The 25,840-nt window shown below is 66.4% G+C and carries 24 protein-coding genes; 4 read left to right on the top strand and 20 right to left on the bottom strand.

Annotation, left to right across the window (positions count from 1 at the left end; translation table 11 throughout):
* Positions 1-21: 21 nt before the first annotated feature.
* The 10 genes from ugpE to ACTJLD_RS33135 form a co-directional block, all read right to left on the bottom strand.
* Positions 22-867: a sn-glycerol-3-phosphate ABC transporter permease UgpE gene (gene ugpE, locus ACTJLD_RS33180; protein ID WP_027788562.1), complete on the bottom strand. Its 846-nt coding sequence runs from the start codon at positions 865-867 to the stop codon at positions 22-24.
* Positions 864-1,748, bottom strand: coding sequence for a sn-glycerol-3-phosphate ABC transporter permease UgpA (gene ugpA / locus ACTJLD_RS33175; RefSeq protein WP_027788563.1), 885 nt, complete (start codon positions 1,746-1,748; stop codon positions 864-866). Before ugpA ends, ugpE begins: the two co-directional genes overlap by 4 nt.
* 97 nt (positions 1,749-1,845) lie before the next feature.
* Positions 1,846-3,180, bottom strand: a complete 1,335-nt coding sequence (gene ugpB, locus ACTJLD_RS33170; protein WP_048025746.1) for a sn-glycerol-3-phosphate ABC transporter substrate-binding protein UgpB — start codon at positions 3,178-3,180, stop codon at positions 1,846-1,848.
* Between the two features lie 90 nt (positions 3,181-3,270).
* The gene (locus tag ACTJLD_RS33165) at positions 3,271-4,479 is read right to left on the bottom strand and encodes a deoxyguanosinetriphosphate triphosphohydrolase (protein WP_021162708.1); all 1,209 of its coding nucleotides are present in this window, start codon (positions 4,477-4,479) and stop codon (positions 3,271-3,273) included.
* A 42-nt stretch (positions 4,480-4,521) separates the two neighbouring features.
* On the bottom strand, positions 4,522-5,601 hold the full coding sequence (aroB, locus tag ACTJLD_RS33160; RefSeq protein ID WP_027788565.1) for a 3-dehydroquinate synthase: 1,080 nt from the start codon (positions 5,599-5,601) through the stop codon (positions 4,522-4,524).
* Positions 5,598-6,152, bottom strand: coding sequence for a shikimate kinase AroK (gene aroK, locus ACTJLD_RS33155; protein ID WP_027788566.1), 555 nt, complete (start codon positions 6,150-6,152; stop codon positions 5,598-5,600). Before aroK ends, aroB begins: the two co-directional genes overlap by 4 nt.
* A gap of 40 nt (positions 6,153-6,192) precedes the next feature.
* Positions 6,193-7,836, bottom strand: a complete 1,644-nt coding sequence (pilQ, locus tag ACTJLD_RS33150) for a type IV pilus secretin PilQ (protein WP_124919746.1) — start codon at positions 7,834-7,836, stop codon at positions 6,193-6,195.
* Positions 7,833-8,699 carry a pilus assembly protein gene (locus ACTJLD_RS33145; protein WP_440660789.1) on the bottom strand — a complete coding sequence of 289 codons (867 nt, stop codon included), beginning with the start codon at positions 8,697-8,699 and terminating at the stop codon, positions 7,833-7,835. The genes pilQ and ACTJLD_RS33145 overlap by 4 nt, the downstream gene beginning before the upstream one ends.
* Complete coding sequence (locus tag ACTJLD_RS33140; protein WP_226182741.1) at positions 8,696-9,304, bottom strand: fimbrial protein; 609 nt, start codon at positions 9,302-9,304, stop codon at positions 8,696-8,698. Before ACTJLD_RS33140 ends, ACTJLD_RS33145 begins: the two co-directional genes overlap by 4 nt.
* Positions 9,301-10,221 carry a competence protein ComA gene (locus ACTJLD_RS33135; RefSeq protein WP_124535689.1) on the bottom strand — a complete coding sequence of 307 codons (921 nt, stop codon included), beginning with the start codon at positions 10,219-10,221 and terminating at the stop codon, positions 9,301-9,303. Before ACTJLD_RS33135 ends, ACTJLD_RS33140 begins: the two co-directional genes overlap by 4 nt.
* 225 nt (positions 10,222-10,446) lie before the next feature.
* On the opposite strand from ACTJLD_RS33135, the gene ACTJLD_RS33130 reads away from it, so the two are divergent.
* A complete protein-coding gene (locus ACTJLD_RS33130; protein WP_440660787.1) occupies positions 10,447-12,834 on the top strand; it encodes a penicillin-binding protein 1A in 2,388 nt (795 codons plus the stop codon).
* Between the two features lie 79 nt (positions 12,835-12,913).
* Here ACTJLD_RS33130 and cyaY read toward each other — a convergent pair whose 3' ends face one another.
* The gene (gene cyaY, locus ACTJLD_RS33125; RefSeq protein ID WP_021161744.1) at positions 12,914-13,240 is read right to left on the bottom strand and encodes an iron donor protein CyaY; all 327 of its coding nucleotides are present in this window, start codon (positions 13,238-13,240) and stop codon (positions 12,914-12,916) included.
* 36 nt (positions 13,241-13,276) lie between these two features.
* Between cyaY and lptM the strand changes: the two genes are divergently transcribed.
* Entirely contained in the window at positions 13,277-13,555 is a 279-nt protein-coding gene (lptM, locus tag ACTJLD_RS33120) for an LPS translocon maturation chaperone LptM (protein WP_021161743.1), read from the top strand.
* 76 nt (positions 13,556-13,631) lie between these two features.
* Here the strand turns inward: lptM and msrQ are convergent, their stop codons facing one another.
* The 5 genes from msrQ to ACTJLD_RS33095 form a co-directional block, all read right to left on the bottom strand.
* A complete protein-coding gene (gene msrQ / locus ACTJLD_RS33115) occupies positions 13,632-14,318 on the bottom strand; it encodes a protein-methionine-sulfoxide reductase heme-binding subunit MsrQ (protein WP_176100919.1) in 687 nt (228 codons plus the stop codon).
* Between the two features lie 20 nt (positions 14,319-14,338).
* Positions 14,339-15,334, bottom strand: a complete 996-nt coding sequence (gene msrP, locus ACTJLD_RS33110; RefSeq protein ID WP_027788573.1) for a protein-methionine-sulfoxide reductase catalytic subunit MsrP — start codon at positions 15,332-15,334, stop codon at positions 14,339-14,341.
* A gap of 158 nt (positions 15,335-15,492) precedes the next feature.
* Positions 15,493-16,683: a c-type cytochrome biogenesis protein CcsB gene (gene ccsB, locus ACTJLD_RS33105; protein WP_060082823.1), complete on the bottom strand. Its 1,191-nt coding sequence runs from the start codon at positions 16,681-16,683 to the stop codon at positions 15,493-15,495.
* 4 nt (positions 16,684-16,687) lie between these two features.
* Positions 16,688-18,904: a cytochrome c biogenesis protein ResB gene (locus tag ACTJLD_RS33100; protein WP_060060524.1), complete on the bottom strand. Its 2,217-nt coding sequence runs from the start codon at positions 18,902-18,904 to the stop codon at positions 16,688-16,690.
* Positions 18,905-19,026: 122 nt separating this feature from the next.
* Entirely contained in the window at positions 19,027-19,680 is a 654-nt protein-coding gene (locus ACTJLD_RS33095; protein WP_027788576.1) for a c-type cytochrome, read from the bottom strand.
* A 214-nt stretch (positions 19,681-19,894) separates the two neighbouring features.
* On the opposite strand from ACTJLD_RS33095, the gene yihA reads away from it, so the two are divergent.
* Together yihA and hemB are read left to right on the top strand one after the other, a co-directional pair.
* A complete protein-coding gene (gene yihA / locus ACTJLD_RS33090; protein ID WP_021161737.1) occupies positions 19,895-20,554 on the top strand; it encodes a ribosome biogenesis GTP-binding protein YihA/YsxC in 660 nt (219 codons plus the stop codon).
* A 253-nt stretch (positions 20,555-20,807) separates the two neighbouring features.
* Complete coding sequence (gene hemB, locus ACTJLD_RS33085; protein ID WP_021161736.1) at positions 20,808-21,806, top strand: porphobilinogen synthase; 999 nt, start codon at positions 20,808-20,810, stop codon at positions 21,804-21,806.
* A 95-nt stretch (positions 21,807-21,901) separates the two neighbouring features.
* Here hemB and dsbD read toward each other — a convergent pair whose 3' ends face one another.
* The 4 genes from dsbD to ACTJLD_RS33065 all read right to left on the bottom strand — a co-directional run bounded on the left by dsbD (position 21,902) and on the right by ACTJLD_RS33065 (position 25,801).
* The gene (gene dsbD / locus ACTJLD_RS33080) at positions 21,902-23,752 is read right to left on the bottom strand and encodes a protein-disulfide reductase DsbD (protein WP_175865100.1); all 1,851 of its coding nucleotides are present in this window, start codon (positions 23,750-23,752) and stop codon (positions 21,902-21,904) included.
* Complete coding sequence (gene cutA / locus ACTJLD_RS33075; RefSeq protein ID WP_440660880.1) at positions 23,745-24,071, bottom strand: divalent-cation tolerance protein CutA; 327 nt, start codon at positions 24,069-24,071, stop codon at positions 23,745-23,747. Before cutA ends, dsbD begins: the two co-directional genes overlap by 8 nt.
* Before the next feature lie 208 nt (positions 24,072-24,279).
* Positions 24,280-24,675 carry a 50S ribosomal protein L17 gene (rplQ, locus tag ACTJLD_RS33070; RefSeq protein WP_027788579.1) on the bottom strand — a complete coding sequence of 132 codons (396 nt, stop codon included), beginning with the start codon at positions 24,673-24,675 and terminating at the stop codon, positions 24,280-24,282.
* Between the two features lie 148 nt (positions 24,676-24,823).
* Positions 24,824-25,801 (bottom strand): DNA-directed RNA polymerase subunit alpha, encoded by a 978-nt coding sequence (locus ACTJLD_RS33065; protein WP_006477176.1) that lies wholly within the window; start codon positions 25,799-25,801, stop codon positions 24,824-24,826.
* Positions 25,802-25,840 lie beyond the last annotated feature (39 nt).

The following is a 25,840-nucleotide window of genomic DNA, read 5'->3' as shown; positions in this document are numbered from 1 at the left end:
CTCCCGGTTACCGTCCGTGGTTCATTTCTCGGAATCGACGAGGCCGCGCACGAACCAGCGCTGCATCGCCAGCACGACGACGAGCGGCGGAATCATCGCCAGCAGCGTCGCCGCCATCACGTATTGCCATTCGGTCGCGGCGTCGCCGCTCGCGATCATCATCTTGATGCCCACCACCGCCGTCGACAGCGATGCCTCCGTCGTGATCAGGATCGGCCACAGGTACTGGCTCCAGCCATAGATGAACGTGATCACGAACAGCGCCGCGATGCTCGTCTTCGACAGCGGCAGCACGACGTCCCAGAAGAAGCGCATCGGCCCCGCGCCGTCGATGCGCGCGGCGTCCATCAGTTCGTCGGGCAGCGTCATGAAGAACTGCCGGAACAGGAACGTCGCGGTGGCCGACGCGATCAGCGGCAGCGTCAGTCCGGCATAGGTGTTCGTCAGGTGCAGCGTCGACACGACCTGCACGGTCGGGAAGATCCGCACTTCCACCGGCAGCATCAACGTGACGAAGATCAGCCAGAACGCCGTGTTGCGAAACGGGAAGCGGAAATAGACGATCGCGTACGCGGACAGGATCGACACCGCGATCTTGCCGACCGAGATGCCGAGCGCCATCGCGAAGCTGTTGACGAGCAGGCGGCCGAACGGCGCCGTCGCGGCGCCGCTGCCGTGGCCCCAGATATAGGCGATGTTCTCGAACAGGTGCGTGCTCGGCACGAGCGACAGCGGCACCGTGAGCACTTCCTGCGCGCTCATCGTCGCCGCACAGAACGCGACGTAGACGGGGAACACGATCAGCACGACGCCCGCGATCAGCACCGCGTGGCAGAACAGGTCGAAACCCTTGCGATTTTCGATCATGCGTATTGCACCCTGCGTTCGACGAAACGGAACTGGATCACCGTGAGCCCGACGACGATGATCATCAGTACGACCGACTGCGCGCCGGAGCTGCCGATGTCGAGCCCCTGGAAGCCTTCCGCGTAGATCTTGTAGATCAGCGTCTTCGTGCTCTGCGCGGGGCCGCCGCCGGTGGCCGCGTCGATCACCGGGAACGTGTCGAAGAACGAATAGACGAGGTTGACGACCAGCAGGAAGAAACTGGTGGGCGACAGCAGCGGCAGCACGAGATTGAAGAAGCGTCGCACCGGCCCCGCGCCGTCGATCGCCGCCGCCTCGATCAGCGAACGCGGAATCGCCTGCAGGCCCGCGTAGAAGAACAGGAAGTTGTAGCTCACCTGCTTCCACACCGACGCGAGCACGACGAGGAACATCGCCTGCCCGCCGTTCAGCGCGTGATTCCACACGATGCCGCCCTTCGCGAGCGCATAGGTGATCAGGCCGATGCTCGGATTGAACAGGAACGCCCACAGCACGGCGGCGATCGTCGGCGCGACCGCGTACGGCCAGATCAACAACGTGCGATATGTGCGCGCGCCACGGGTCACGCGGTCCGCGCACGCGGCGAGCAGCAGCGACACGACGAGCCCGCTCACCGTGACGAGCGTGCTGAACACAAGCGTCGTGCGGAACGAATCGAGATACAGCGGATCGGCGAACAGGTGCGTGAAGTTCGCGAAGCCGACGAATTCACTCGACGTGCCGAACGCGTCCTGCATCTGCGTCGACTGCCATAGCGCGACGCCGGCCGGCCACAGGAAGAACACGGCGGTGATCGCGAGTTGCGGCGCGATCAGCAGGTACGGCAGCAGGCTCGTGCCGAAACGGGAACGGGATTGCATCGCGGATATCCGGTCAGGCGAAACGGAAAGGAAACCGCGCCGCCGGCCGGCCCGCACGCTTGCGCGGCGCGGCCGGCGGCACGAACGCGATGCGCGCTCAGCTGCCCGACTTCTCGAAGCGGCGCAGCAGCTCGTTGCCGCGCGAGGCCGCCGAATCGAGCGCGTCCTTCGGCGATTTCTTCTGCGCCCAGACCTGTTCGAACTCCTCGTCGACGACCGTGCGGATCTGCGGCATGTTGCCCAGGCGCAGCCCCTTCGTGTACGGCAGCGGCGGCTTGTTCAGCATCTGCTTGATCGCGGTTTCGGCGCTCGGGTTCTTCGCGTAGAAGCCCTGTTCGCGCGTCAGGTCGTATGCCGCCTTGGTGACCGGCAGGTAACCCGTGTCCTGATGCCACTTCGCGGCGACGGCCGGCGATGCGAGAAACGCGAGGAATTTCGCGACGCCCTTGTAGGTCGCCGGATCCTTGCCCGCCAGCACCCACAGGCTCGCGCCGCCGATGATCGCGTTCTGCGGCGCGCCCTTCACGTTCGCGTCGTACGGCATCATGCCCGTGCCGAAGCTGAACTTCGCGAACTTCTGCAGGTTCGCGAGCGCGCCCGACGACGTCGTCATGATCCCGCAGTCGCCGCTGTAGAACTTCGCCGATGCTTCGTCCTTGCGGCCCGCGTACGTGAACGTGCCGTCCTTCGCCATCTGCTGCAGGAACGACACGTGCGCGATCTGCTGCGGCTTGTTGAATTCGAGCACGGCGTCCGTACCGTCGAAGCCGTTGTTGCGGCTCGCGAACGGCAGTGCATGCCACGCGCTGTAGTTTTCGAGCTGGATCCAGCCCTGCCAGCCGGTCGTGAAGCCGCACGCCATCCCCGACTTGCGCAGTTTCTCGGCATCGTCCTTCACGTCGGCCCACGTCTTCGGCGGCTGGTTCGGATCGAGCCCGGCCTTCTTGAACGCGTCCTTGTTGTAGTACAGCACCGGCGTCGAGCTGTTGAACGGCATCGACACGAGATGGCCCGTCTTCGCGTCGCTGTAGTAGCTCGCGATGGTCGGCACGAACGCCTTTTCGTCGAGCGGCACGCCGGCCTGCCTGAACACGTCGTAGACGGGCACGACGGCCTTCTTCGCCTGCATCATCGTGGCCGTGCCGACTTCATAGACCTGGAGGATCGCCGGCGCATTGCCGCTGCGGTAGGCCGCGATGCCGGCCGCGAGCGCCTGGTCGTAGGTGCCCTTGAAGACCGGCACGATCTTGTAGTCGCTCTGCGACGCGTTGAACTGGTCGGCGATCGCGTTGACCCGCTCGCCGAGCGCGGCCTCCATCGCATGCCAGAACTGGATTTCCGTCGCGGCGAGCGCCACGTGCTGCACCCCGAACATCAGCGCGCCGCCGAGCGCGATCGAACGAACCAGTGTCCCCGCAGGCTTCTTCTTCATCGACCTCTCTCCTATGAAAACGTTACCAACAGCGTGTGCAACATTCCCATCGCCATTGAACCGGCGAAGTCTAGTGATCGTTTGTGACAGTCAGTTGTCGTTGATGACGAACAGGCGCTGATACTCCTTCAGCGCGAAGCGGTCGGTCATGCCGGCGATGTAGTGCGCGACGAGGCGCGGCTGCTGCGCGGCGTCGTCGGACTGGTACGGCGGCGGCAGCAGCCGCGGATCGTCGATGAACGCATCGAACAGTCCGGTGACGACGCGCTGCGCCTTGCTCGCCATGCGCATCACCTTGTAGTGGCGATAGAGGTTCTTGAAGAGGAAACGCTTGAGGGCGGCCGCCTGGGCGGCAACGGATTCGCTGTGCGACACGAGCGGCGGCGCCGCGCGCACGTCGTCGAGCGACGCCGGTGCGACGCGCGCGAGATTGCGCGTCGTTTCGTCGATCAGGTCGACGATCAGCGTGTTGATGATGCGACGCACCGTCTCGTGCACGAGACGGCGGCCTTCGAGGTGCGGGAACTCGGCGAGCGCCGCCTCGTAGTGGCGCTGCCACAGCTCGACTTCCGCGAGCTGCTCGATCGTGATCAGGCCGGAACGCAGGCCGTCGTCGACGTCGTGGTTGTTGTACGCGATCTCGTCCGCGATGTTGGCAAGCTGCGCTTCGAGCGACGGCTGGCGGCCCTGCAGGAAGCGCTCGCCGAGCGCACCGAGCTTGCGCGCATTCTCGCGCGAGCAGTGCTTCAGAATGCCTTCGCGTGTCTCGAAGCACAGGTTCAGCCCGTTGAACGCGCCGTAGTGCTCCTCGAGCTCGTCGACGACCGCCAGGCTCTGCAGGTTGTGCTCGAAGCCGCCATGCTCGCGCATGCAGGCGTTCAGCGCGTCCTGCCCGGCATGGCCGAACGGCGTATGGCCGAGATCGTGCGCGAGCGAGATCGCCTCGACGAGATCCTCGTTCAGGCGCAGGTTGCGCGCGACCGAGCGGGCGATCTGCGCGACTTCGAGGCTGTGCGTGAGACGCGTGCGGAACAGGTCGCCTTCATGATTGACGAAGACCTGTGTCTTGTATTCGAGCCGGCGAAACGCGGTCGAATGGACGATGCGGTCGCGGTCGCGCTGGAATTCGGTGCGCGCCGCCGGTGGTGTTTCCGGATGGCGGCGGCCGCGCGACTGCGACGCGTGTGCGGCATACGGAGCGAGATGGGCTTCCAGCGCCGCCAGTGTCGGCGGCTCGGCAACCGGCGCAGCGGATACGCGGCCGGCTTCGGGCAGTGTGCTGCTGGATGTCTCGCTCACGTCTCCTCCATGTCAGGGGCGCCGTTGCATCCGGGCCGCCCGTTAGCGCGTCGTCTGCGCCAGTGTAGCGAATACGGCTTCGTCCGGCGCCTGCGTGATCAGCGTATCGCCGAATCGCTTCAGCAGGATGAACTTGATCGCGCCGGCCTCCGCCTTCTTGTCGACGCGCATCAGGTCCATGTAGCGCGCGTCGCCGAGCGCGGGCCCGCGGGTCGGCAGGTGCGCAGCCGCGATCACCGCATCGAGGCGCTGCCGCGACGCTTCGTCGAGCAGGCCGAGCCGCACCGACAGGTCGCCCGCCATCACCATCCCGCAGCCGACCGCCTCGCCGTGCAGCCACTCGCCGTAGCCGAGCCCGGCCTCGATCGCATGACCGAACGTGTGGCCGAAGTTCAGGATCGCGCGCAGGCCGCCTTCGCGTTCGTCGGCCGCCACCACGCTCGCCTTGATCTCGCACGAGCGCTTCACCGCGTGCGCGAGCGCCGCCGGGTCGCGACGGTTCAGCGCGTCGACGTTCGCCTCGATCCAGTCGAAGAATGCCGCATCGGCGATCGCGCCGGTCTTGATGATCTCGGCGACACCGGCCGCCAGTTCACGGTCGGGCAGCGTCGTCAGCGCGCCGATGTCCGCGATCACGGCCTGCGGCTGGTAGAACGCGCCGATCATGTTCTTGCCGAGCGGGTGGTTGATGCCCGTCTTGCCACCGACCGACGAATCGACCTGCGACAGCAGCGTCGTCGGCACCTGGATGAACGGCACGCCGCGCATGTAGCATGCGGCCGCAAAGCCCGTCATGTCGCCGATCACGCCGCCGCCGAGCGCGACGAGCGTCGTCTTGCGGTCCGCGCGGTCGGTCAGCAGGCCGTCGAAGATCAGGTTCAGCGTCTCCCAGTTCTTGTACGCCTCGCCGTCCGGCAGCACGACCGTCGACACGCGCTTGCCGAGCGGCGCGAGCGCCGCGCGCAGCGCGTCGCCGTAGAGCGGATCGACCGTCGTGTTCGTGACGATCGTGACGGAAGAACCCTTGATGTGAGGCGCGAACAGCTCGGCGCGGCCGATCAGGCCGGCGCCAATGTGAATCGGGTAGGCGCGGTCGCCCAGGTCGACGTTGACAGTAATCATGCTTGTAGCGGCTTGGCGATGACGCCCGCCAGTTCGAGTTGCATCAGCACCATGTTGACGAGACCGTTGACCGACGGACGGCCGGTCTCGATGACGAAATCCGCGCATTCGCGGTACAGCGGGTCGCGCACTTCATATAGCGCTTCGAGGCGCCCCTTCGGGTCTTCGGTCTGCAGCAGCGGGCGGTTTTTGTCCTTGCGCGTGCGCAGCCACAGGTCGTGCGGGTTCGCGCGCAGGTAGACGACGATACCGTTGCTTTTCAGGCAGTCGCGATTTTCCGGGCGCAGCACCGCGCCGCCGCCCGTCGCGAGCACGATGTTCTCGCGCTGCGTGAGATCGGCGATGACCTGCGTTTCGCGATCGCGAAACCCGGCCTCGCCCTCCAGCTCGAAGATCACCGGAATGCGCGCGCCCGTACGGGCCTCGATTTCGTGGTCGGAGTCGAAGAACGTCCTGTCGAGACGACGCGCGACCGCACGGCCCACGGTGGTCTTACCCGCTCCCATAAGGCCGACGAAAAATACGTTTGCATGTGGGTCCCGCGCTTGCAACGGCTTCCTCTGCTTCAATCTTGCTGGTGTGTGGCGCAGCTTACTGGCAAAGCGGCTGCCTTGTCGAGCCTGCGCCGGCGGCTTCCGGCCCCGTTTTATCGGCATCCGCGCTGCCCATGCCGCGTGCATCGCAGCGCGCATCGACGACCGTCGGCGTGATGAAGACGACCAGTTCGCTGCGCTGGTCGCGTTGCGCGCGGTGCCGGAAAAGCGCGCCCAGAAACGGTATTTTGCCCAAGAGCGGCACGCGCGTCACATCGTTCCGGTTCAGTTGCTCATAGATCCCGCCGATCGCGACCGTCCCGCCGTTCTCGACCTCGACGCGCGTCTGTACGTGCTTCGTATGAATCGCCGGGCCGGCCGCCGTCGGCTCGCCGACGCTGTCCTTCGTCACGTCCAGGTCGAGCACGACGCGCCCGTCCGGCGTGATCTGCGGCTCGACCTCGAGCTTGAGCGTCGCCCGGCGGAACTGCACGCCGCTCACGCCATTGCCCACCTTCGCCTGGTACGGCAGCTCCGAACCCTGTTCGACGATCGCCTTGACGCGATCGGCGGTCACCACGCGCGGGCTCGAAACGATCTGGCCCCGCCCCTGCGCCTCGAGCGCGCTCAGTTCGACGTCGAGCACACGGCTGAGCGGCGCGGCAAACAGCGTGAAGCCGGCGGTCGCCGCTTCGAAGCCGCCGAGCGGCCGCCCGGCAAGGTCGAGCGCGTTGCGCGCGCCGCTCGTGAACGAGGCGCTTTCGCTGGCGCTCTCGCCCGACGGCGGCCGCGCCTGCGCCCTCAGCGCGACACGTGCGCCGAGATTGCGCGAAAAGCCTTGCTCGCCCTCGACGATGCGGGCCTCGATCCGGACCTGCCGCGACGGCCGGTCGATCGCATCGATCAGGCTCGCGATCTGGTCGAGGCGCGGCGCGAGATCGGTGACGAACAGCAGGTTCGTCCGCGGATCCGCCGCCGCGGCGCCGCGCTTCGACAGCAGGCGCTGGCCGGTTGCGCCGGCCAGCAGCCGTTGCACGTCCTGCGCGCGCGGGTAGCGCAGCGCGAACGTCCGGCTCGCAAGCGGCTCCAGATCCGCGGCCCGCGCGTGCATTTCGAAGCGCTCGCGTTCGCGCGCCGCCAGCTCGGCCGCCGGCGTGACCCATATCACGTTACCCCGCCGCGACATCGCAAGCCCGTGCGTGTCGAGCAGCGTGTCGAAGGCATCGCGCCAGCGGACATTGTTCAGACGTAACGTGACGGTGCCGCGCACCTGCTCGCCGACGACGATATTGAGCCCGGTGAACCGCGCGAATGCGTCGAACGCGGCCGCAAGCCCCGCTCCCTGCAGATTCAGCGAAATCCGCCGTGCGTCGTCCGCATCGCCCGGGTGCCGCGCGGCGGCATCGCCCATCCGGGCCGGCGGCGCCAACGGGATCGGCGGCCCCTCCAGCCCGGGGGCCGGGGCGGCGGCCTCCGCCTGAAGCGCCGTGCGAGCCGCCTGGTCGAACGGCGGCGGGCCGGCCTCCGCAGATGCGGGGCCGTCCGCCCCGTCCACCGCGCCTTGGGGCAACGGCAGGCCCGGCACCGGCATCTCCATCGATGCTGCTGGCCAGACGGCCGGCAGCGGCGGCAACGAGGCGCTTGCTCCGGCCGCCGTCAATCCGGCCCAGACGGCGAGCGCCCGACATCCGTGCTTCATCATGGGTGCCTCCCGTCGTCCAGAGCGACTCGGTACGCGCCATCCGCCGTCGCGAGCGTCACGGCGACGGGATCGACTCGCACCACCCGCGCGGCCCCGAGGGCTTCGCCGGGCACCAGGGCAGCGAATGCGCCGCCACCGTCGTCGAACAACGCGAGACCGGCACGCCTGTCGCGAATCGTGCCGGCCAGGCGGGCAGCCGCCCCCTCCGCTTCCGACGAGCCGGCCCCGCCGAACGGATCGGCGCCGGGCGCGTCGGCCAGAACCGGCGTCTCCCCGCCCTTGGACGTCATCGCCGGCAACCCTGGAAACACGTCGACCGCCATTTCCACACGCGCGGCCTCCTTTCCTCGTTCGACACGCAGCGTGGTCGGCACCGCCAGCACCGGAAAACGCGCCAGCCATCCGACCATCTGCAGCAACGCGCGAAACCCGCCATCCGCGACGATGCGCACCGAGCGCTGCCCTTCCGGCACTGCCCCCTCGGCGCGCAGCGGTTCGATCGATACGCCGCGCAGCCCGCTCGACGCGGCGTGATCGGCCAGCTCCAGCATCAACGCGGCCCATTCCGGCGCACGCGACGAGCGATCGCCGTCGGCCGCCGCCGGATGCGCGTCGTGTTGCCGTGAAGCGGCTGCGAGAACACGCCGCGCGTCGGCCTCTTGCTTCTGCGCCGCCGCCAGCAACGCGCGGCTGCGCGCGAGCCCGCTCCAGTCCGCGGCATTCGCCAGATGAATGCCGCCCGTCAGCACGGCCGCGAACGCGAGCACGCAGCCTGCGATATGCGCGGTCGCCGGCGACACGCGCCGCACGCCGTTCCGCCATCCTCCGCGATACGGTGCGGGCCGATGCGCGAGCGCCGTCATGCGCCACCTCCCGATGCTTTCCGGGACGGCATCGCGTCGTGCCAGCGCAACTGGGCCGAGAACCGGAACGGCATCCCGCCGGCAGCGACCGGTGCATCCGGGGCTGGCTTCAACGCATCGATATCGATCCGCCAGCCACGCTGCTCGCGCGCCATCCCCGCAAGCCATCGCGCAGCCGCCCGGTAGCTCACGGCGCGGACATCGAGCACGGCACCGGCCGACGTCGTGCGCAGCGCATCGAGCCGAACCGTGCCGTCGTGCACCTGCGCCAGCGTCGCCAGCAGCCCCGCGACGTGCCGGTAAGGTGCGGCGCGCGCGGCCGCCTGCGCGTCACGCTGCGCGACGACGGCCGCCGCATTGGCGGCGCGTGTCGCGGCGCCCATCTGCGGCTGCAATTGCCGCAGCCGCGCCTCCACGATTGCGCGCTCCGCATCCACACGCCACCGCGCCCCGCTGGCGGCACCCGTCCACAGGCCGGCGCCGAGTACGCCGAGCAGAACCGCCGTACCGCACTGCGCGGCCCGACGACGTCGCAACGCCCGCGCCAGCCGCTCCCGGTACGGCAACAGGTTGAAGCCGCCCGGCTCCGCATGGAGGGCCGTCATTCCCACACCCCGCGCAATGCCAGCCCGAATGCAACAGCCAATGCCGGGCCGCCCGGCATGCCGGTGGACAGGCACGATTGCGCGCCCCAACCCGCGCAGTCGAACGGCACCGCAACCGCGCCGACCACGTCGCCGATCTCGGCGACGGACGTATCGAAGCGGGCGATACGCCGCTCGTCCCCGGCCACGAGGACACAGCGCACGGCCCCGAGCGCGCGCCGGCGCAATGCATCGGAAAACGCCCCCGGCACCGCGCCGGACAGCGTCAGCACCGGTACGGCCGACGGACCGTCGATTCGCCAGCCCTGCACGCCCGAGTCATGGAACCAGAGCGCCGCACAGGGACCCGCCTGCGCGTCGAGTTCGCATTGCGCCGCATAGCGCAACGCACGTAGCGCGGCGGCCGATTCGCCGTCGACCACCGTCAGATCGACACCGGCTTGCGCGGCCACATCGACCCGCCGTTCGATCAGCGCGAGCGAGGCCACGGCAACCTCGATCTCCCCCGCACCGCCCTCCTGCCGCCAGTCGAACGCGAGACTGTCCGGCGCGAGCCCCGAAATGCGTTCGGCCGCCTGCCGCGCGGCGTCCTCGATGTCGTCCCGCCCGGCCAGGTCCAGCATCGCGGTGCGCATCTCGTCATCGGGCAACGCCATCACGCCGCGCGCGCCGCACCGCACGTCGGCCGCCGACAGTCTCGACACGGCCGCGGCCAGCGCCCGCGCGACCGCCGCCCAACGCGCATCCTCCGGGCCGCCCGCCAACCCGACCGGCTCCCGCTCCAGCCCCTCGACGCACACCTCGGCGCCCCGGCCGCGCCGGCTCAGCACGACCACCCTCACCTCGTCCGCACCGACGTCGATTCCCGTCGACCGGTGCCCGCCCTGCGCAAACCGCGCTCGCCATCTTCCCGCCATCCCAGCCTCCCGAGATCGTCGCGGCCCACGCCGCGCTTCCGGGACTGATTCTGCAAAACGGCGCGTCGGGCCGACAGTCGGCCTAACGGCCAGCATCCGCTCGCGACGGCCGCGCGCGGGCTATGCTGGAAGCACGCCGGCCCGCGGCTTCGGGGCGGGCGGCCCCCGCGTCAGGACCGGTCTTACCGGGCAGCTATAATCGCGGGACTGTTTTCCGGTATGCCTATGCAATCCACGACTCCTACGTCCCCGCCTCCCGCCCCGGAGCCGAAGAAGCGGCCCTGGTGGCAAAAAGTCCTGCTCGGATTCGCCACGATGTGCGTGGCGCTCGTCGTGGCCGGCGGCCTCGTGCTCGGCTACGCGCTCGTCGTCGCGTGGCCGAACATGCCGTCGCTCGACGCGCTGACCGACTATCGCCCGAAGGTGCCGCTGCGCATCTATACGTCCGATCACGTGCTGATCGGCGAATTCGGCGAAGAGCGCCGCGACGTCGTCCATTTCAAGGACGTGCCCGACTCGCTGAAGAAGGCGATCCTCGCGATCGAGGACGCGCGGTTCTACGATCACGGCGGCGTCGACCTCACCGGCATCGTGCGCGCCGGCTTCGTCGCGCTGACGAACGGCCATGCGTCGCAGGGGGCGAGCACGATCACGATGCAGGTCGCGCGCAACTTCTTCCTGTCGAGCGAGAAGACCTACACGCGCAAGATCTACGAGATGCTGCTCGCGTACCGGATCGAGCGTGCGCTGACGAAGGATCAGATTCTCGAGGTCTACATGAATCAGATCTATCTCGGCCAGCGCGCATACGGCTTCGCGAGCGCCGCGCGGGTCTACTTCGGCAAGGACCTGAAGGACATCACGCTCGCCGAAGCGGCGATGCTCGCAGGGCTGCCGAAGGCGCCGTCCGCGTACAACCCGGTCGTGAACCCGAAGCGCGCGAAGGTGCGCCAGGAATACATCCTGCAACGGATGCTCGAGCTGAACTTCATCTCGCGCGAGCAGTACGACGAGGCCGTCGCACAGCCGCTCGTCGTCAAGGGTCCGGGCCGCGATTTCAGCGTGCACGCCGAGTACGTCGCGGAAATGGTCCGACAAATGATGTACGCGCAATACCACGAGGAAACCTACACGCGCGGCTTCAACGTCGTCACGACGATCGACTCCGCGGATCAGCAGGTCGCCTATACCGCGCTGCGCAAGGGCATCATGGATTACGAACGCAGGCACGGCTATCGGGGGCCGGAAGGCTTCATCGAGCTGCCGGCCGGCGCCGACGACCGCGAACAGGTGATCGACGATGCGCTGCTCGAACACCCCGACAACGGCGAACTGATTGCAGCGGTCGTCACGGCCGCAAACCCGCGCCAGATCACGGTCGCGTTCATCGACGGCAGCAATGCGACGATCGAAGGCGACAACCTGCGCTTCGCGTCGGGCGCGCTGTCGGCCAATGCGCAGCCGAATCGCCGCATCCGTCCGGGTGCGATCGTCCGCGTCGTGAAGAACGACGCCGGCAAATGGTCGATCACGCAGTTGCCGCAGGTCGAGGGGGCGTTCCTGTCGATCGTCCCGCAGGACGGCGCGATCCGCTCGCTCGTCGGCGGCTTCGACTACAACAAGAACAAGTTCAACCACGTCACGCAGGCGTGGCGGCAGCCGGGTTCGTCGTTCAAGCCGTTCATCTATTCGGCGTCGCTCGACAAGGGCCTCGGGCCGGCAACGGTGATCAACGACGGTCCGCTGTATTTCAGTGCGGCCGAAACGGGCGGCCAGCCGTGGGAGCCGAAGAACTACGGCGGCGGCTTCGAAGGCCCGATGTCGATGCGCACCGCGCTGCAGCGTTCGCGCAACCTCGTGTCGATCCGGATCCTGAACCACATCGGCACGAAGTACGCGCAGCAGTACATCACGCGCTTCGGCTTCGACGCGGAACGCCATCCGGCGTACCTGCCGATGGCACTCGGCGCGGGCCAGGTCACGCCGCTGCAGATGGCGGGTGCGTATTCGGTATTCGCGAACGGCGGCTACCGCGTCAATCCGTACCTGATCGCCGAAGTCACCGATCCGAACGGCGCGATCGTCGTGCGCGCGCAGCCGCTCGTCGCCGAACAGAATGCGCCGCGCGCCATCGACGCGCGTAACGCGTACGTGATGAACAGCCTGCTGCAGAGCGTCGCGCAACGCGGCACGGGCGCACGGACCAACGTGCTGAAGCGCACCGACCTCGCGGGCAAGACCGGCACGACGAACGACTCGCACGACGCGTGGTTCGCCGGCTACCAGCACACGCTCGCCGCGATCGCGTGGATCGGCTACGACAATCCGCGCAGCCTCGGCGATCGCGAAACGGGCGGCGGCCTGTCGCTGCCCGTCTGGATCGACTACATGGGTGCCGCGCTGAAGGGCGTGCCCGAGTTCAAGCCGACGATGCCGGACGGCGTCGAATCGCTCGGTGGCGAGCTGTACTTCACCGAGTTCGCGCCGGGTCACGGTTTCGTGTCGACGGTCGGCGTGCCGCAAGCGCCAGCCGCGCAGAACGTCGATGCGACCGTGCCGCACGTCGACGAGCAGGAAAAGCAGGACATCATGAACCTGTTCCAGGCGCATTGACTCTCGGCCCGGACATGAAAAAAGCGCCCCGCGGGGCGCTTTTTTCGTTGGGTCACGCGTCGGGGCGGGGCCCCGATCGTCATGCGCTGAACGTGATCGGCAGGCCGGCCTGCTGAGTCGCGTATTCGGTGAGCGCCGAGAAGAACTCGGTGCCCGTGCGCGTATCGCGCCATGCGCCGTCGATGAACCGGTAATGGAAACCGCCGGCCTTCGCGGCGATCCACACTTCCTTCATCGGCGGCTGCAGGTTGACGATGATCTTCGAGCCGTTCTCGAACGTCAGCGTCAGGACGCTGCCGTTGCGCTCCAGATCGATGTCGTGATCGCCGTCGTTGGCGTCGTCGACGGTACGCTCGACGGCCGCCAGCACGGCCTCGGCACGGGTCAGGTATTCGGTATCGGACATGCTAAACTCTATCGGTTCAATTGTTCAGGGACGATCATGCGAGTCGTTTTCCGGATGAGCGCGATTGTAGCGGCTTTGGCGATTCTTGCCGGCTGCGGTCAAAGCGGCGCGCTCTATCTGCCCACCGTGCCTCCGCTGCCCAAGCCACTCCAGCAGCAGGACACACCGCCGTCGGACGTGAAGCCGACCGATGAAAACGCGTCGTCCGACAGTGTGCCCGATTCGTCCGGCACGCCGCTCATGCTGTCGCCCGAATTGTCGAGCGGGGCATCCGCCACGGCTGCACCGGCATCGAGCCCGGCCGTCGCGAAGTAACGACGCGCCGCCCGCGCAGGCTCGCGAAACGAGGCGATGACTTCCCGGTCATCGCCTTTTGTTTTTGGCTGCGCCGTCACGCGCGCACGCGCCGCCATCCCCATGCAGCCAGCCGCCAGCCGAGCAGCGCGACGACGATCGCCGCATACAGCTTCGGCTGCGCGAGATTGTGCTTGCCGGCCCTCATCCACCAGAAGTGCAGCACACCGAACAGCGCAATCGCGTAGATCGCGCTGTGCAGCGTCGCCCAGTGGCGGCCGAGCCGGCGCACCATCGCGCGCGGCGACGTTGCCGCGAGCGGAATCAGCAGCACGAACGCGGCGAAACCGACCGTGATGAACGGGCGCTTGCCGACGTCCTTCAGGATCGAGACGACATCGAACCACTTGTCGAACCACAGGTAAGTCGTGAAGTGCAGCGTCGCGTAGAAGAACGCGAACAGCCCGATCATGCGGCGAAAGCGCAGCAGCGCGGCGAACCCCGTCATGCGCCGAAGCGGCGTGACGGCGAGCGTGACGCACAGCATCACGAGCGTCCAGAGGCCCGTCGAGCGCGTGATGAACTCGATCGGATTCGCGCCGAGCCGGTCGGTCAGCCCGAACAGCACGAGACGCGTGAGCGGATAAAGGCCCGCCGCGAATACCAGCACCTTGGCCGGCGCGAGCCAGCGCGGCGCGGCGGGGCGGGTCGCGCCGGCCCGCACGGCACGTGCAGCCGGGCCGGCGCCCGCTGCACGCGCAGGCGTCAGCGTCGAAGGAGGCATGTCGTTTCTCACCTTCGCCCTCAGAAATTCTTCTTCAGGTCCATGCCCTGATACATCGACGCGACCAGGTCGCCGTAGCCGTTGAACATCAGCGTCTTGCGCTTCGGCGTGAAAAAGCCGTCTTCGCCGATGCGCCGCTCGGTCGCCTGGCTCCAGCGCGGATGATCGACGTTCGGGTTCACGTTCGAATAAAAGCCGTACTCGTTCGACGCATACGTGTTCCAGCTCGTCTTCGGCTGCTTGTCGACGAAGCGAATCTTCACGAGCGACTTCGCGCTCTTGAAGCCGTACTTCCACGGCACGACGATACGCACCGGCGCGCCGTTCTGGTTCGGCAGCACCTGCCCGTAGACGCCCATCGTCAGCAGCGTCAGCGGATTCATCGCCTCGTCCATCCGCAGCCCTTCCGAGTACGGCCAGTCGAGCACGGGTGTCGACAGGCCGGGCATCTGCGACGGGTCGGCCAGCGTGATGAACTGTACGTATTTCGCATTGCCGGTCGGCTGCACCCGCTTGATCAGCTCGGACAGCGGCACGCCGATCCACGGGATCACCATCGACCATCCCTCGACGCAGCGCAACCGGTACACGCGCTCTTCGAGCGGCGCGAGCTTCAGCAGCTCGTCGAGATCGAACACCTTCGGATGCAGCACCTCGCCCTCGACGCTCACGCGCCACGGGCGCGGCCGCAGCGTGCCCGCATTCTGCGCGGGGTCGCTCTTGTCGGTGCCGAATTCGTAGAAGTTGTTGTAGGACGTGATGTCCTTGAACGGCGTCACCTTGTCGGCCGCGACGAACTTCGGGTTCGTTTTCGCCGCGAGCTTCGCTGCCCGCGCGTCGGGCGACGCATAGGCGGCAAATGCCGCGCCGCTGCCGCCGAGCAGCCCGCCCGCCGCCGCGAGGCCGGCCGCCTGCAATACGCGCCGCCGGTTCTCGAAGACCGCGCGCGGCGTGATTTCGCCGGGCGCGATATCGCCACCGGTGAGTACGTTCAGCAAAGGGCGTTTGATCCACATCGTGCTGCTCCTCCTGCCTGCGCCGCGCGCAGCTTCATGGGCGTTCGACCGGCCTCATCTTGCGCCGTTCGCCGGCCGGACCGCCCGTCCGTTACAAAAGAAAACCGCCGGGCACGCAGTGCACCGGCGGTCTCATAGTCGGACGAGCAGCGGGAATCTTACAGCTTGCCGTAGCTGTGCAGCCCGGACAGGAACATGTTGACGCCGAGGAACGCGAAGGTCGTCACGAGCAGGCCCGTCAGCGCCCACCACGCGGCCACCGTACCGCGCAGGCCCTTCATCAGGCGCATGTGCAGCCACGCCGCATAGTTGAGCCACACGATCAGCGCCCAGGTTTCCTTCGGGTCCCAGCTCCAGTAGCCGCCCCATGCCTCGGCCGCCCACAGCGCGCCGAGGATCGTCGCGATCGTGAAGAACGCGAAACCGACCGCGATCGACTTGTACATCACGTCGTCGAGCACGTCGAGCGTCGGCAGGCGATCCGCGAGCACGCCGCGCTCCTTCATCAGGTACGCGACCGACACCATCGCCGACAGCGCGAAGCTGCCGTAGCCGATGAAGTTCGCCGGCACGTGGATCTTCATCCACCAGCTCTGCAGCGCCGGCACGAGCGGCTGGATCTGCTGCGCATCGCGCGCGACCGAGTACCACATCAGGAAGCCGACCGCCGCGCTGATCACCAGCAGCACGAACGCGCCGAGCGAACGTGTCCCGTAGTGGCCTTCGTAATACAGATAGAGCAGCGCGGTGATCAGGCTGAACAGCACGAACACTTCATAGAGGTTCGACACCGGAATGTGCCCGACATCCGCACCGATCAGGTAGGACTCGTACCAGCGCACCATCAGGCCGGTGAAGCCCATCAGCACGGCGACCCACGTGAGCTTCTGGCCGATCGCGGAGCCCGATTCCGAGCGCGCGAGCAGGCCGATCCAGTAGAAGATCGTCGCGAGCACGAACAGCGCGCTCATCCACAGGATTGCCGACTGGCTCGACAGGAAGTACTTGAGGAAGAACGCCGAATCGGCGCGTGCGAGATCGCCCTGGTAGATCTGGATCGACAGCAGCGCCAGCACGGCGATCGACGCCATCATCAGCCGCGCGGGCTTCCAGCGCCAGCCGAGTGCGACGAGCGCCGGCACGGTGCCGATCATCACCGCCTTGTCGTAGTAATCCATGTGCGCGTTGTAGTGCACGAGCGCATAGCCCGCGCCCACCACGAGCGCCAGTGCGAACAGCCAGTCGAGCAACGACAGGCGCGCGAGGAACGGACGATCGTCGAACAGCGGTGCCGTGACCGGCGCCTGGGCCGACGCCCGATGGGAAGAGGAAACTTGCGTGAGATCCATGATGTTACCGGGTGGAATTCTCGGAATCGGAACCGCCGCCGGCAGGCGAACGGGCCGTCGATGCCGCACCGGCCGGTGCGGCGTCGCGAGGTGCGGCGTGCAAGGCGGCACCGGCCGCGTCGCGCGTCTGCACGTATTCTTTCTCGAAATCGAAGGTCTTGCGGGCCGTGGACATTGCCATCACCACATCGACGCCCGAACCGGCGTCCTTCAGCCAGAACCAGAGGCGCCGCTCGCGCACGTAGAACATCGAAAAGATGCCGGCGACCAGCAGCAGGCTGCCAAGATACACCAGATTCTTGCCGGGTGCGCGCGTCAACTGAAATACCGAAGCTTGCACCTGCTTGAATGAGTCAAGCTGCAAATAGACCGGCGATCCATACAAAAAGCTGTCGGATAGCGCGTTGATCGCGTTCTGTACGAAACGGATCGTATCGGTGCCCTGCTGCGCCGCCGGCTCCCCCGCACGCTCGCGCGCGATCTGCCAGACCTCCCACATCGAGCCTTCGAGCATCCGCAGCAGCAGGCTCGCGGCCTTCTCCTGCTCGGCCTTGGGCACCGAGCGGTCGATGAACGTCGCCACGGCCTGGAAGCCGCCGATCGGCTGGCCGTCGGCGCCGCGGCCGACGCTGTCGTCGCTCGCCGCAAACAGGGTCAGCACCTTCAACGCGCTGTCCTGCAGGCGGCCGCGCAGCGATGCGTCGGTGCCCGGCAGCGAACGCTGCGCGAAGCGCGCGGCGGCTTCGGCGCGCACGGAAGGATCCTCGAGCGCGGCGCGCAGGTGCATCCATTCTCCGATCGAATCCTGGCTGTCGGCCGGAATCCGCATGTAGCGGAACGGGTCGTTCGGGCTCGTGCGCACGCCGGCGAGGAACACGCGCTCGCCGTTCATGTCGACGGGCAGCATGTAGTTGTTGAATTCGCGCGCCTGGCCGTCCTTGCCGCGGATCTTGTACTGCACGGACGGGCCGATGTTGTGGAGCTGCGTCGGCTTCGACGTCTTCGCGCCGGAGCCGAGCCGTTCGTCGAATACTTCCTTCAGCGAGCTCGTCGTCGCCACACCACGCACGTCCGGCTTGCCGTTCGCGTCGGCCATGTTCTCGACGTTGATCGCGCGGAAATCGGCGAACTCGATCGTGTCGCCGTCGGCGCCCGGCATCTGCAGCGGCGCCGAACTGCCGATCGTGCCCTGCACGGGGAAGGTCTTCGCGTTGCCGCCCGTCATCGGATAGGCCGTCATCTGCATCTGCGAGCCGCCGTCCTGGAAGCTCGACTGGTAGATCGACACGCCCTTGTACGTGAACGGCTTGTTGACCTCGACGCGCGCCGGAATTTTCCGGCCGGTCTCGCGATCGATCACGACGATGTCGCTCGCGAACAGTTTCGGCATGCCCGTCGTGTAGTAGTCGACGATGAACTTGTTGAGCTGGATCGAGAACGGCAGGTCCTGGATCAGCGAGCCGCTCGGCTGGTTCAGGATCGCGGTCGACACGAACTGGCCCTCGGGCACCCATGCGTAGCCGCGGAACGTCGGGTTCGACGCGGACAGGCGATGGTCGGGCGAGATCTCGCTGATCGTCGCGCTCGTGTTGACCGGGCTCTTGCCGAACATCCACATCTGGAATTTGATCGGCAGGTTGCTGTCGAGCAGGCCGCCGATACAGATCACGACGATCGCGAGGTGCGCGGAGATATAGCCCCACTTGGTCATCGCGCCGCGCTTCGCGGAGATCAGCGTCGCGCCGTCGTTTTCACGCACGACGTGCTTGTAGCCGGCCTTGGTGACGAAGGTGGCGAGCGTTGCCGTGACGGTCGCGCGCGTGCCGGAAGCCGTGTACTCGGCCTTGTGATGGAAAGCCCGCAGGCTGCCTTCGCGAACCTTGTCCTTCCAGCTCTTTGCATCGGCGAGCATCTTCGGCGCGTTGCGGATCACGCACAGCGAGATCGACACGACGAGGAAGATCAGGATCAGCATGAACCACCACGCGCTGTACACGTTGTACAGGCCGAGCGAGCGGAAGATGTCCGCCCAGAACGGCCCGAACTGGTTCACGTAATTCGGATACGGATCGTCCTGGGTCAGGACCGTGCCGATGATGCTCGCGATCGACAGCACCACCAGCAACGCAATCGCGAAGCGCATCGAGCTCAGCAGCTCGACCGCGCGCTTCGACGCACCCTGACTCGACTTCGACTGCAACCCCGACGTGGTAACGCTCATTCAAACTCCGACTGACAACAAAAAAGGGCAAGGCGGCCGCGACTGCGCGGCGCCCCACCCTTTTCTTGTTCTGACTCCGGCCGCCCTTCGGGCGTCCGGTCATTTCATTCGCGGCTGACCGCTCAACGCAGGCCCGCGATGTAATCCGCGACGGCCTTGATCTCGTTGTCCGACAGCCGCGTCGCGATCTGATGCATCGCCTCGTTGTTGTTGCGCGCGCCGGCACCCTGCTGGAACGCGGTCAACTGCGCGACCGTGTAATCGGCCCACTGTCCAGACAGACGCGGGTACTGAACCGGGAGACCCTGCCCTGTCGGCCCGTGGCAGCTCGCGCAGGCGGGTACGCCCTTCTCCGCGATGCCGCCGCGATAGATCTTCTGGCCGATCGGCACGGTCGCCGCATCGCGTGCGGTGCCGAGCTTCGTCGTCTGCGACCCGTAGTACGCGGCGACGTTGCGCATGTCGTCCGCGCTCAGCGCGCTCGCGAATCCGACCATCACTGCGTTGGTCCGCACCGGCCCCTTCGCGCCCGGCTGCGTCTTGAAGTCGTTCAACTGCTTGACCAGATATTCGGGATGCTGGCCGGCAAGCTTCGGGAAACTGCCCGACGCGCTATTGCCATCGGCACCGTGACACGATGCGCACACCTGCCCGGCAATCGCCTTGCCGCGGTCGAGATCCGGCTTTGCCGCCTCCGCCGCGTTTGCCTCCGCTACGAAACCTACGAACCCTGCTGCAACCTGAAGCACCATCAGAGACTTGCACAGTCGATTCATTCGCACACCCTGTTTCGTCTTGTGGGAATTTGAGGTTCTGCAAAAAACGACGGCGTTCAGTCTACCGCAGAAGCCACATAAAAGCGCGAGGCAGGCGCCCGGTGGCCTTCGGTAAAACCGCCGTATTGTACAATATCGCGTTGAAAGCTCCCGCGCCTATCGGGGCTACCCCGCCTCCACCAAGCGGCTCGCGCCGCCCGTCCTTCCGGTTCCCATGGCCTTTCTGCTCCATCAAGCCCGCTTCTACACGACCGTCAACCATCTGCGCGACCTGCCGCCGACGGTCCAGCCGGAAATCGCGTTCGCGGGTCGCTCGAATGCCGGCAAGTCGACGGCGATCAACGTGCTGTGCAACCAGAAGCGGCTGGCCTTCGCGTCGAAGACCCCTGGCCGCACGCAGCATATCAACTACTTCTCCGTCGGCCCGGCCGCCGAGCCCGTCGCGAATCTCGTCGACCTGCCCGGCTACGGCTACGCGGAAGTGCCCGGCGCCGCCAAGGCCCACTGGGAAATGCTGCTGTCGTCCTACCTGGCAACCCGCTCGCAGCTTTGCGGCCTGATTCTGATGATGGATTCGCGCCGCCCGCTGACCGACCTCGATCGCCGCATGATCGAGTGGTTCGTACCGACCGGCAAGCCGATCCACACGCTGCTGACGAAGTGCGACAAATTGACGCGGCAAGAAAGCATCAATGCGCTGCGGACCACGCAAAAGGGGCTCGATGCGTATCGTGACCAGGGCGTCCAGGGCAAGCTGACGGTCCAGCTGTTTTCCGCGATGAAGCGCACGGGCCTCGACGAGGCGCACGAACTGATCGAGAGCTGGGTGCGGCCGTCCGCCGCCGACGAAAAAAGCGAGCCTGTAGCACAATGATCGGGCAACGCGCGGCCGGGATCGGCGGCGCGCACCTGACGGCGCCTGCGGATTCGGCCGGCTCATAAAAAAACCCGCCGTTGAACGGCGGGTCAAACAGCCTAATCGAAAAACGACAGGCACCCGCTCAGGGAGGAGAAGCGGGGAGCTGCACGCGACGCGTGCCGCTCGATCGCTATCATATACCAACGCTCCCGAAAATGACCGAAGGGTTCCGCAAGGTCCTTCTTGCCCTGATTTCTACCCAATCGCCATGAGCTTTCATCCGCTTCATCGTCCGCGCCGGATGCGCCGCGACGACTTCTCCCGGCGCCTGATGCGCGAAAACCGCCTGACCACCGACGACCTGATCTATCCGGTATTCGTCGTCGAAGGCACCAACGAACGGCAGCCGGTGCCGTCGATGCCCGGCGTCGAACGCGTGTCCGTCGATCTGCTGATGCATGTCGCCGAACAATGTGTCGAACTCGGCGTGCCTGTGCTGTCGCTGTTCCCGGCCATCGAGCCGTCGGTGAAAACGCCTGACGGCCGCGAGGCAGCCAACCCGGAAGGCCTGATCCCGCGCGCGGTGCGCGAGCTGAAGAAGCGCTTTCCCGAACTCGGCGTGCTGACCGACGTCGCACTCGATCCGTACACGAGCCACGGCCAGGACGGCGTGCTCGACGAGAACGGCTACGTGATCAACGACGACACGATCGAGATCCTGATCGATCAGGCGCGCGCACAGGCGGAAGCCGGTGTCGACATCGTCGCGCCGTCGGACATGATGGACGGCCGCATCGGCGCAATCCGCGAGATGCTGGAAAGCGACGGCCATATCCATACGCGCATCATGGCCTATTCGGCCAAGTTCGCATCGGCGTTCTATGGCCCGTTCCGCGACGCGGTCGGCTCGGCGTCCAACCTGGGCAAGGGCAACAAGATGACCTACCAGATGGACCCGGCGAACAGCGACGAAGCGTTGCGCGAAGTGCGCCTCGACATCGACGAAGGCGCCGACATGGTGATGGTCAAGCCCGGCATGCCGTACCTCGACATCGTGCGCCGGGTGAAGGACGAGTTCCGCTTCCCGACCTACGTGTACCAGGTGAGCGGCGAATACGCGATGCTGAAGGCCGCCGCGATGAACGGCTGGCTCGACCACGACAAGGTCGTGCTCGAATCGCTGCTCGCGTTCAAGCGTGCGGGCGCCGACGGCGTGCTCACGTACTTCGCACTCGACGCCGCACGCCTCCTGAAAGCGCAGCGCTGAGCCACGCGCCGGCAGCGCCACGAAAAACGGCGGGACACTTCGGTGTCCCGCCGTTTTCATTTGCAATCGGTGTACAAGCCACCGACAAGCGTGCGCTACACCGTTGGTACCGCCGCGCGATCGAGACTGCGCAGAAACGTCTCGGCAGCCTGATAGCCGACCACACGGCCGATTTCGTTGCCGTTGCGATCGAAGAAGATGATGCCGGGCGGCCCGAACAGGTTGAAGCGCTTGAGCAGCGCCTGGTCGTCCGGATTGTTCGCGGTGACGTCCGCACGTACCAGGTGAAGCTGCGCGAGCCGCGCCTGCACGCGTGCATCCGTGAACGTCAGGTGCTCCATCTCCTTGCAGCTCACGCACCAGTCGGCGTAGAAGTCGAGCATCACGGGCTGGCCCGACGTCTTCAGCAGCGCGTCGAGTTCGCCGCTGGAGCGCACCGAAGCGAACGCCGGCCCCTGCTGCCCGGCAGCCGCACCGGCTGCCGACACATCACCCGACGCGACCGTGCGCGCAGCAAGGACAGCCAGCGGTTTCACGGGGTCGTTGGAGCCCGCTGCAAGACCGACGAGCAGCGTCGCCGCCCAGATCGCGAGCGCGGCGCCGAGGCCACGGCCGAGGCGGCGCCAGATCGACGCGGCGCCGGCATGCGGCGTGAACAGGCCGAGCGCCGCGGCCGCGATGAGCAGCCACAACGCAGCGAGCACCATCTTCAGGCCGCCGGCAAGCACCGGCCACACGATCCACAGCGCGGCCGCGAGCAGCACGATGCCGAAGAACACCTTCACGCCGTCCATCCATGCACCTGCGCGGGGCAGCACCGTACCGGCACCGATGCCGACCACGAGCAACGGCACGCCGAGCCCCAGCCCCATCGCGAACAGCGCGGCACCGCCGAGCAGCGCATTGCCCGTGTGTGCGATGAAAGCGAGCACCGCGAACAGCGGCGCCGTCATGCATGCGCCGACCACCAGCGCCGACAACGCGCCCATCGCGGCAACCGCAACGAAGTGACCGCCCTGTCGCGCGCTCGACACTTCGGCTGCACCGTTCTGCCAGCGCGCGGGCAGCGCGATGTCCTTGCCCGAAATCAGCGAAACCGCGAACGCGGTGAGCAGCACGCCGAACGCACCGAGCACCCACGGGTTCTGCAGCCACGCGCCGAGGCTCTGGCCGACCAGCGCCGCGGCGATGCCCAGCACCGTATAGACGAGCGCCATGCCGACCACGTACGTCAGCGACAGCGCGAAGCCGCGCGCATGCGTCGCGCGCGTGCCCTGACCGATGATGATCGCCGACACGATCGGGATCATCGGGTACGAACACGGCAGGAGGCTCAGCACGACGCCCGCGACGAAATACAGCGCGACGATCGTGAAGAAGCCATGCCCCTCGAGCAGCGACTGCGCGAAATCGGCGCTCGTGACCTTGTCGAACCAACTGCCCTCGGCTGCCGCATCGCCGGAAGACGAGGCCGCACCCAGTGCGGCGCCGTCGACCTTCACGACGTGCTCGGCGGGCGGATAGCAGATCCCTTCATCGGCGCAGCCCTGCGACGTCACCGCGAGCTCGAACGGCCCCGACGCCTGCTTGACGGGCACGTGAACGACGACTTCGTCACGGTAGGTCTCGACGTTCTTCTGGAACGTCTGATCGAACTTCACATGGCCGGCGGGGAACTGCGGCTCGCCGAGCGTCGCCTGCCCGCTCTTCACCGCAAACGCGAACCGCTCGCGGTACAGGTAATAGCCGTTGGCGACCTTGAAGCGGACGTCCACCTGCCCCGGCGATTCGCTCGCGCTGAACTTGAACGCCACCGACGGATCGAGGAAATCGTCGGCCGCACGCGCGACCGACAGGCCGCCGCCGAGCACGAGCATGAACGACAACAGGACTGCGAGGAACCGCAGCGCGCGCACGCGCACGGAAAGCGCCATACCGTTAAACATGAAATAGACGTTGAGTTTCGCTGGTCACCCACTGGCCGTAAGCGGCCGAGGCCGTCGCCTGCCACGAGACGATTTCAGGTGTCTCGTATGGATGATGCGCGAGAATAAATCGCTCCAGTTCGAGCGCCCGCACGGGGCTCGTCTTGAACAGCAACTGGATCTCGTCGGCCGTTTCGACCTTGCCCTGCCAGTGATAGCGCGACCTGATCGCACCGAGCTCCGACACACACGCGGCAAGCCGCGCATCGAGCGCACCGCCGGAAAGCGCCTCGGCGGTCGCGGCATCGGGCACCGTCGTCAGCATCAGCATCACTATCATCCGCGCCCTCCTGGCTGGTCTATCGACTCCTGGCTCCTGCCGGCGCGCGTTGCCCACCCGGGAGCGCACCGGCTGCCCCGTATCGTAGCGCAGCCCGCGCAACACTGCCGGCACCACCCTGCGACAATCGATCGCAGCCGCCGCTTCAAAAACAAAAAGGGCCAAGCAATTGCTCGGCCCCTTTCAGATACTGCTGCGTACCGGAAGCTTATTCAGCTTCTTGCACGGTTTCCGTTTCGTCGACTTCCGGACGATCGAGCAGCTCGACCAGTGCCATCGGTGCGTTGTCGCCCACGCGGAAGCCGAACTTCAGCACGCGCAGGTAGCCGCCCGGACGGTTCGCGAAACGCGGACCGAGCACGTCGAACAGCTTCGCCACCGAGTCACGATCGCGCAGGCGGTTGAACGCCAGGCGACGGTTTGCCAGCGACGGCTTCTTGCCGAGCGTGATCAGCGGCTCGACGACTTTACGGAGTTCCTTCGCCTTCGGCAGCGTCGTCTTGATGACTTCGTGCTCGATCAGCGAGTTGGACATGTTACGGAGCATAGCCAGACGGTGGCTGCTCGTGCGGTTCAGTTTCCGCAGACCATGACGATGGCGCATTTCAGTTTCCTTGATTCAAAGTTTTGATCCAGCTCTTCTATCGCACCTCGATGGGTGCACGGGCCGGTAACGAAAAAAGCAAGATGCGGATTTTAAAGGAAAATCCGCATCTTTGCCAACTACAGCAACAGCAGCGCTACAAGCGGGCTTACTTGTCGAGACCAGCCGGCGGCCAGTTTTCGAGCTTCATGCCCAGCGTGAGACCGCGCGAAGCGAGCACTTCCTTGATCTCGTTGAGCGACTTGCGACCGAGGTTCGGCGTCTTCAGCAGCTCGTTTTCCGTGCGCTGGATGAGATCGCCGATGTAGTAGATGTTCTCGGCCTTCAGGCAGTTCGCCGAACGAACCGTCAGCTCGAGATCGTCCACCGGACGCAGCAGGATCGGATCGATCTGCGGTGCACGCGACGGCGCTTCGGCTGCCGTTTCCGTGCCTTCCAGCGCCGCGAACACGGACAGCTGGTCGACCAGGATGCGGGCCGATTGACGGATCGCTTCTTCCGGCGTGATCACACCGCTCGTTTCGATGTTCATCACGAGCTTGTCGAGGTCGGTACGCTGCTCGACACGTGCGCTTTCGACCGCATAGCTCACGCGGCGAACCGGCGAGAACGATGCGTCGAGGACGATGCGGCCGATGATCTTGGCCGTGTCTTCGCCGTAGCGACGGACGTTGCCGGGCACATAGCCGCGACCCTTTTCGATCTTGATCTGAACGTCGAGCTTGCCACCCTTCGACAGGTGCGCAATCACGTGATTCGGGTTGATGACTTCGCAGTCGTGAGCCAGCTCGATATCGCCGGCCGTGACAACGCCTTCACCTTCCTTGCGCAGCGTAACCGTCACTTCGTCACGGTTATGCAGCTTGAACACCACGCCCTTCAGGTTCAGCAGCAGGTTGACGACGTCTTCCTGCACGCCATCCAGCGTCGAGTACTCGTGCACCACGCCCGCGATCGTCACTTCGGTCGGCGCGTAGCCAACCATCGACGACAGCAGCACGCGGCGAAGCGCATTGCCCAAGGTATGGCCGTAACCGCGTTCGAACGGTTCCATGACCACCCTCGCGTGGTTCTCGCCCAGCGATTCCACGGCGATGATCTTGGGTTTCAGCAAACTGGTTTGCATGGGCTTTCCTTTTCAATACCCTCGGCTCGTTACACCGAT

This window comes from Burkholderia sp. 22088 (genome assembly GCF_052045915.1).
In the GTDB taxonomy this organism is placed as follows: Bacteria; Pseudomonadota; Gammaproteobacteria; order Burkholderiales; family Burkholderiaceae; genus Burkholderia; species Burkholderia cepacia.
Note: the sequence above shows the minus strand (reverse complement) of the source record. Positions and strands in the feature narration are given on the sequence as shown.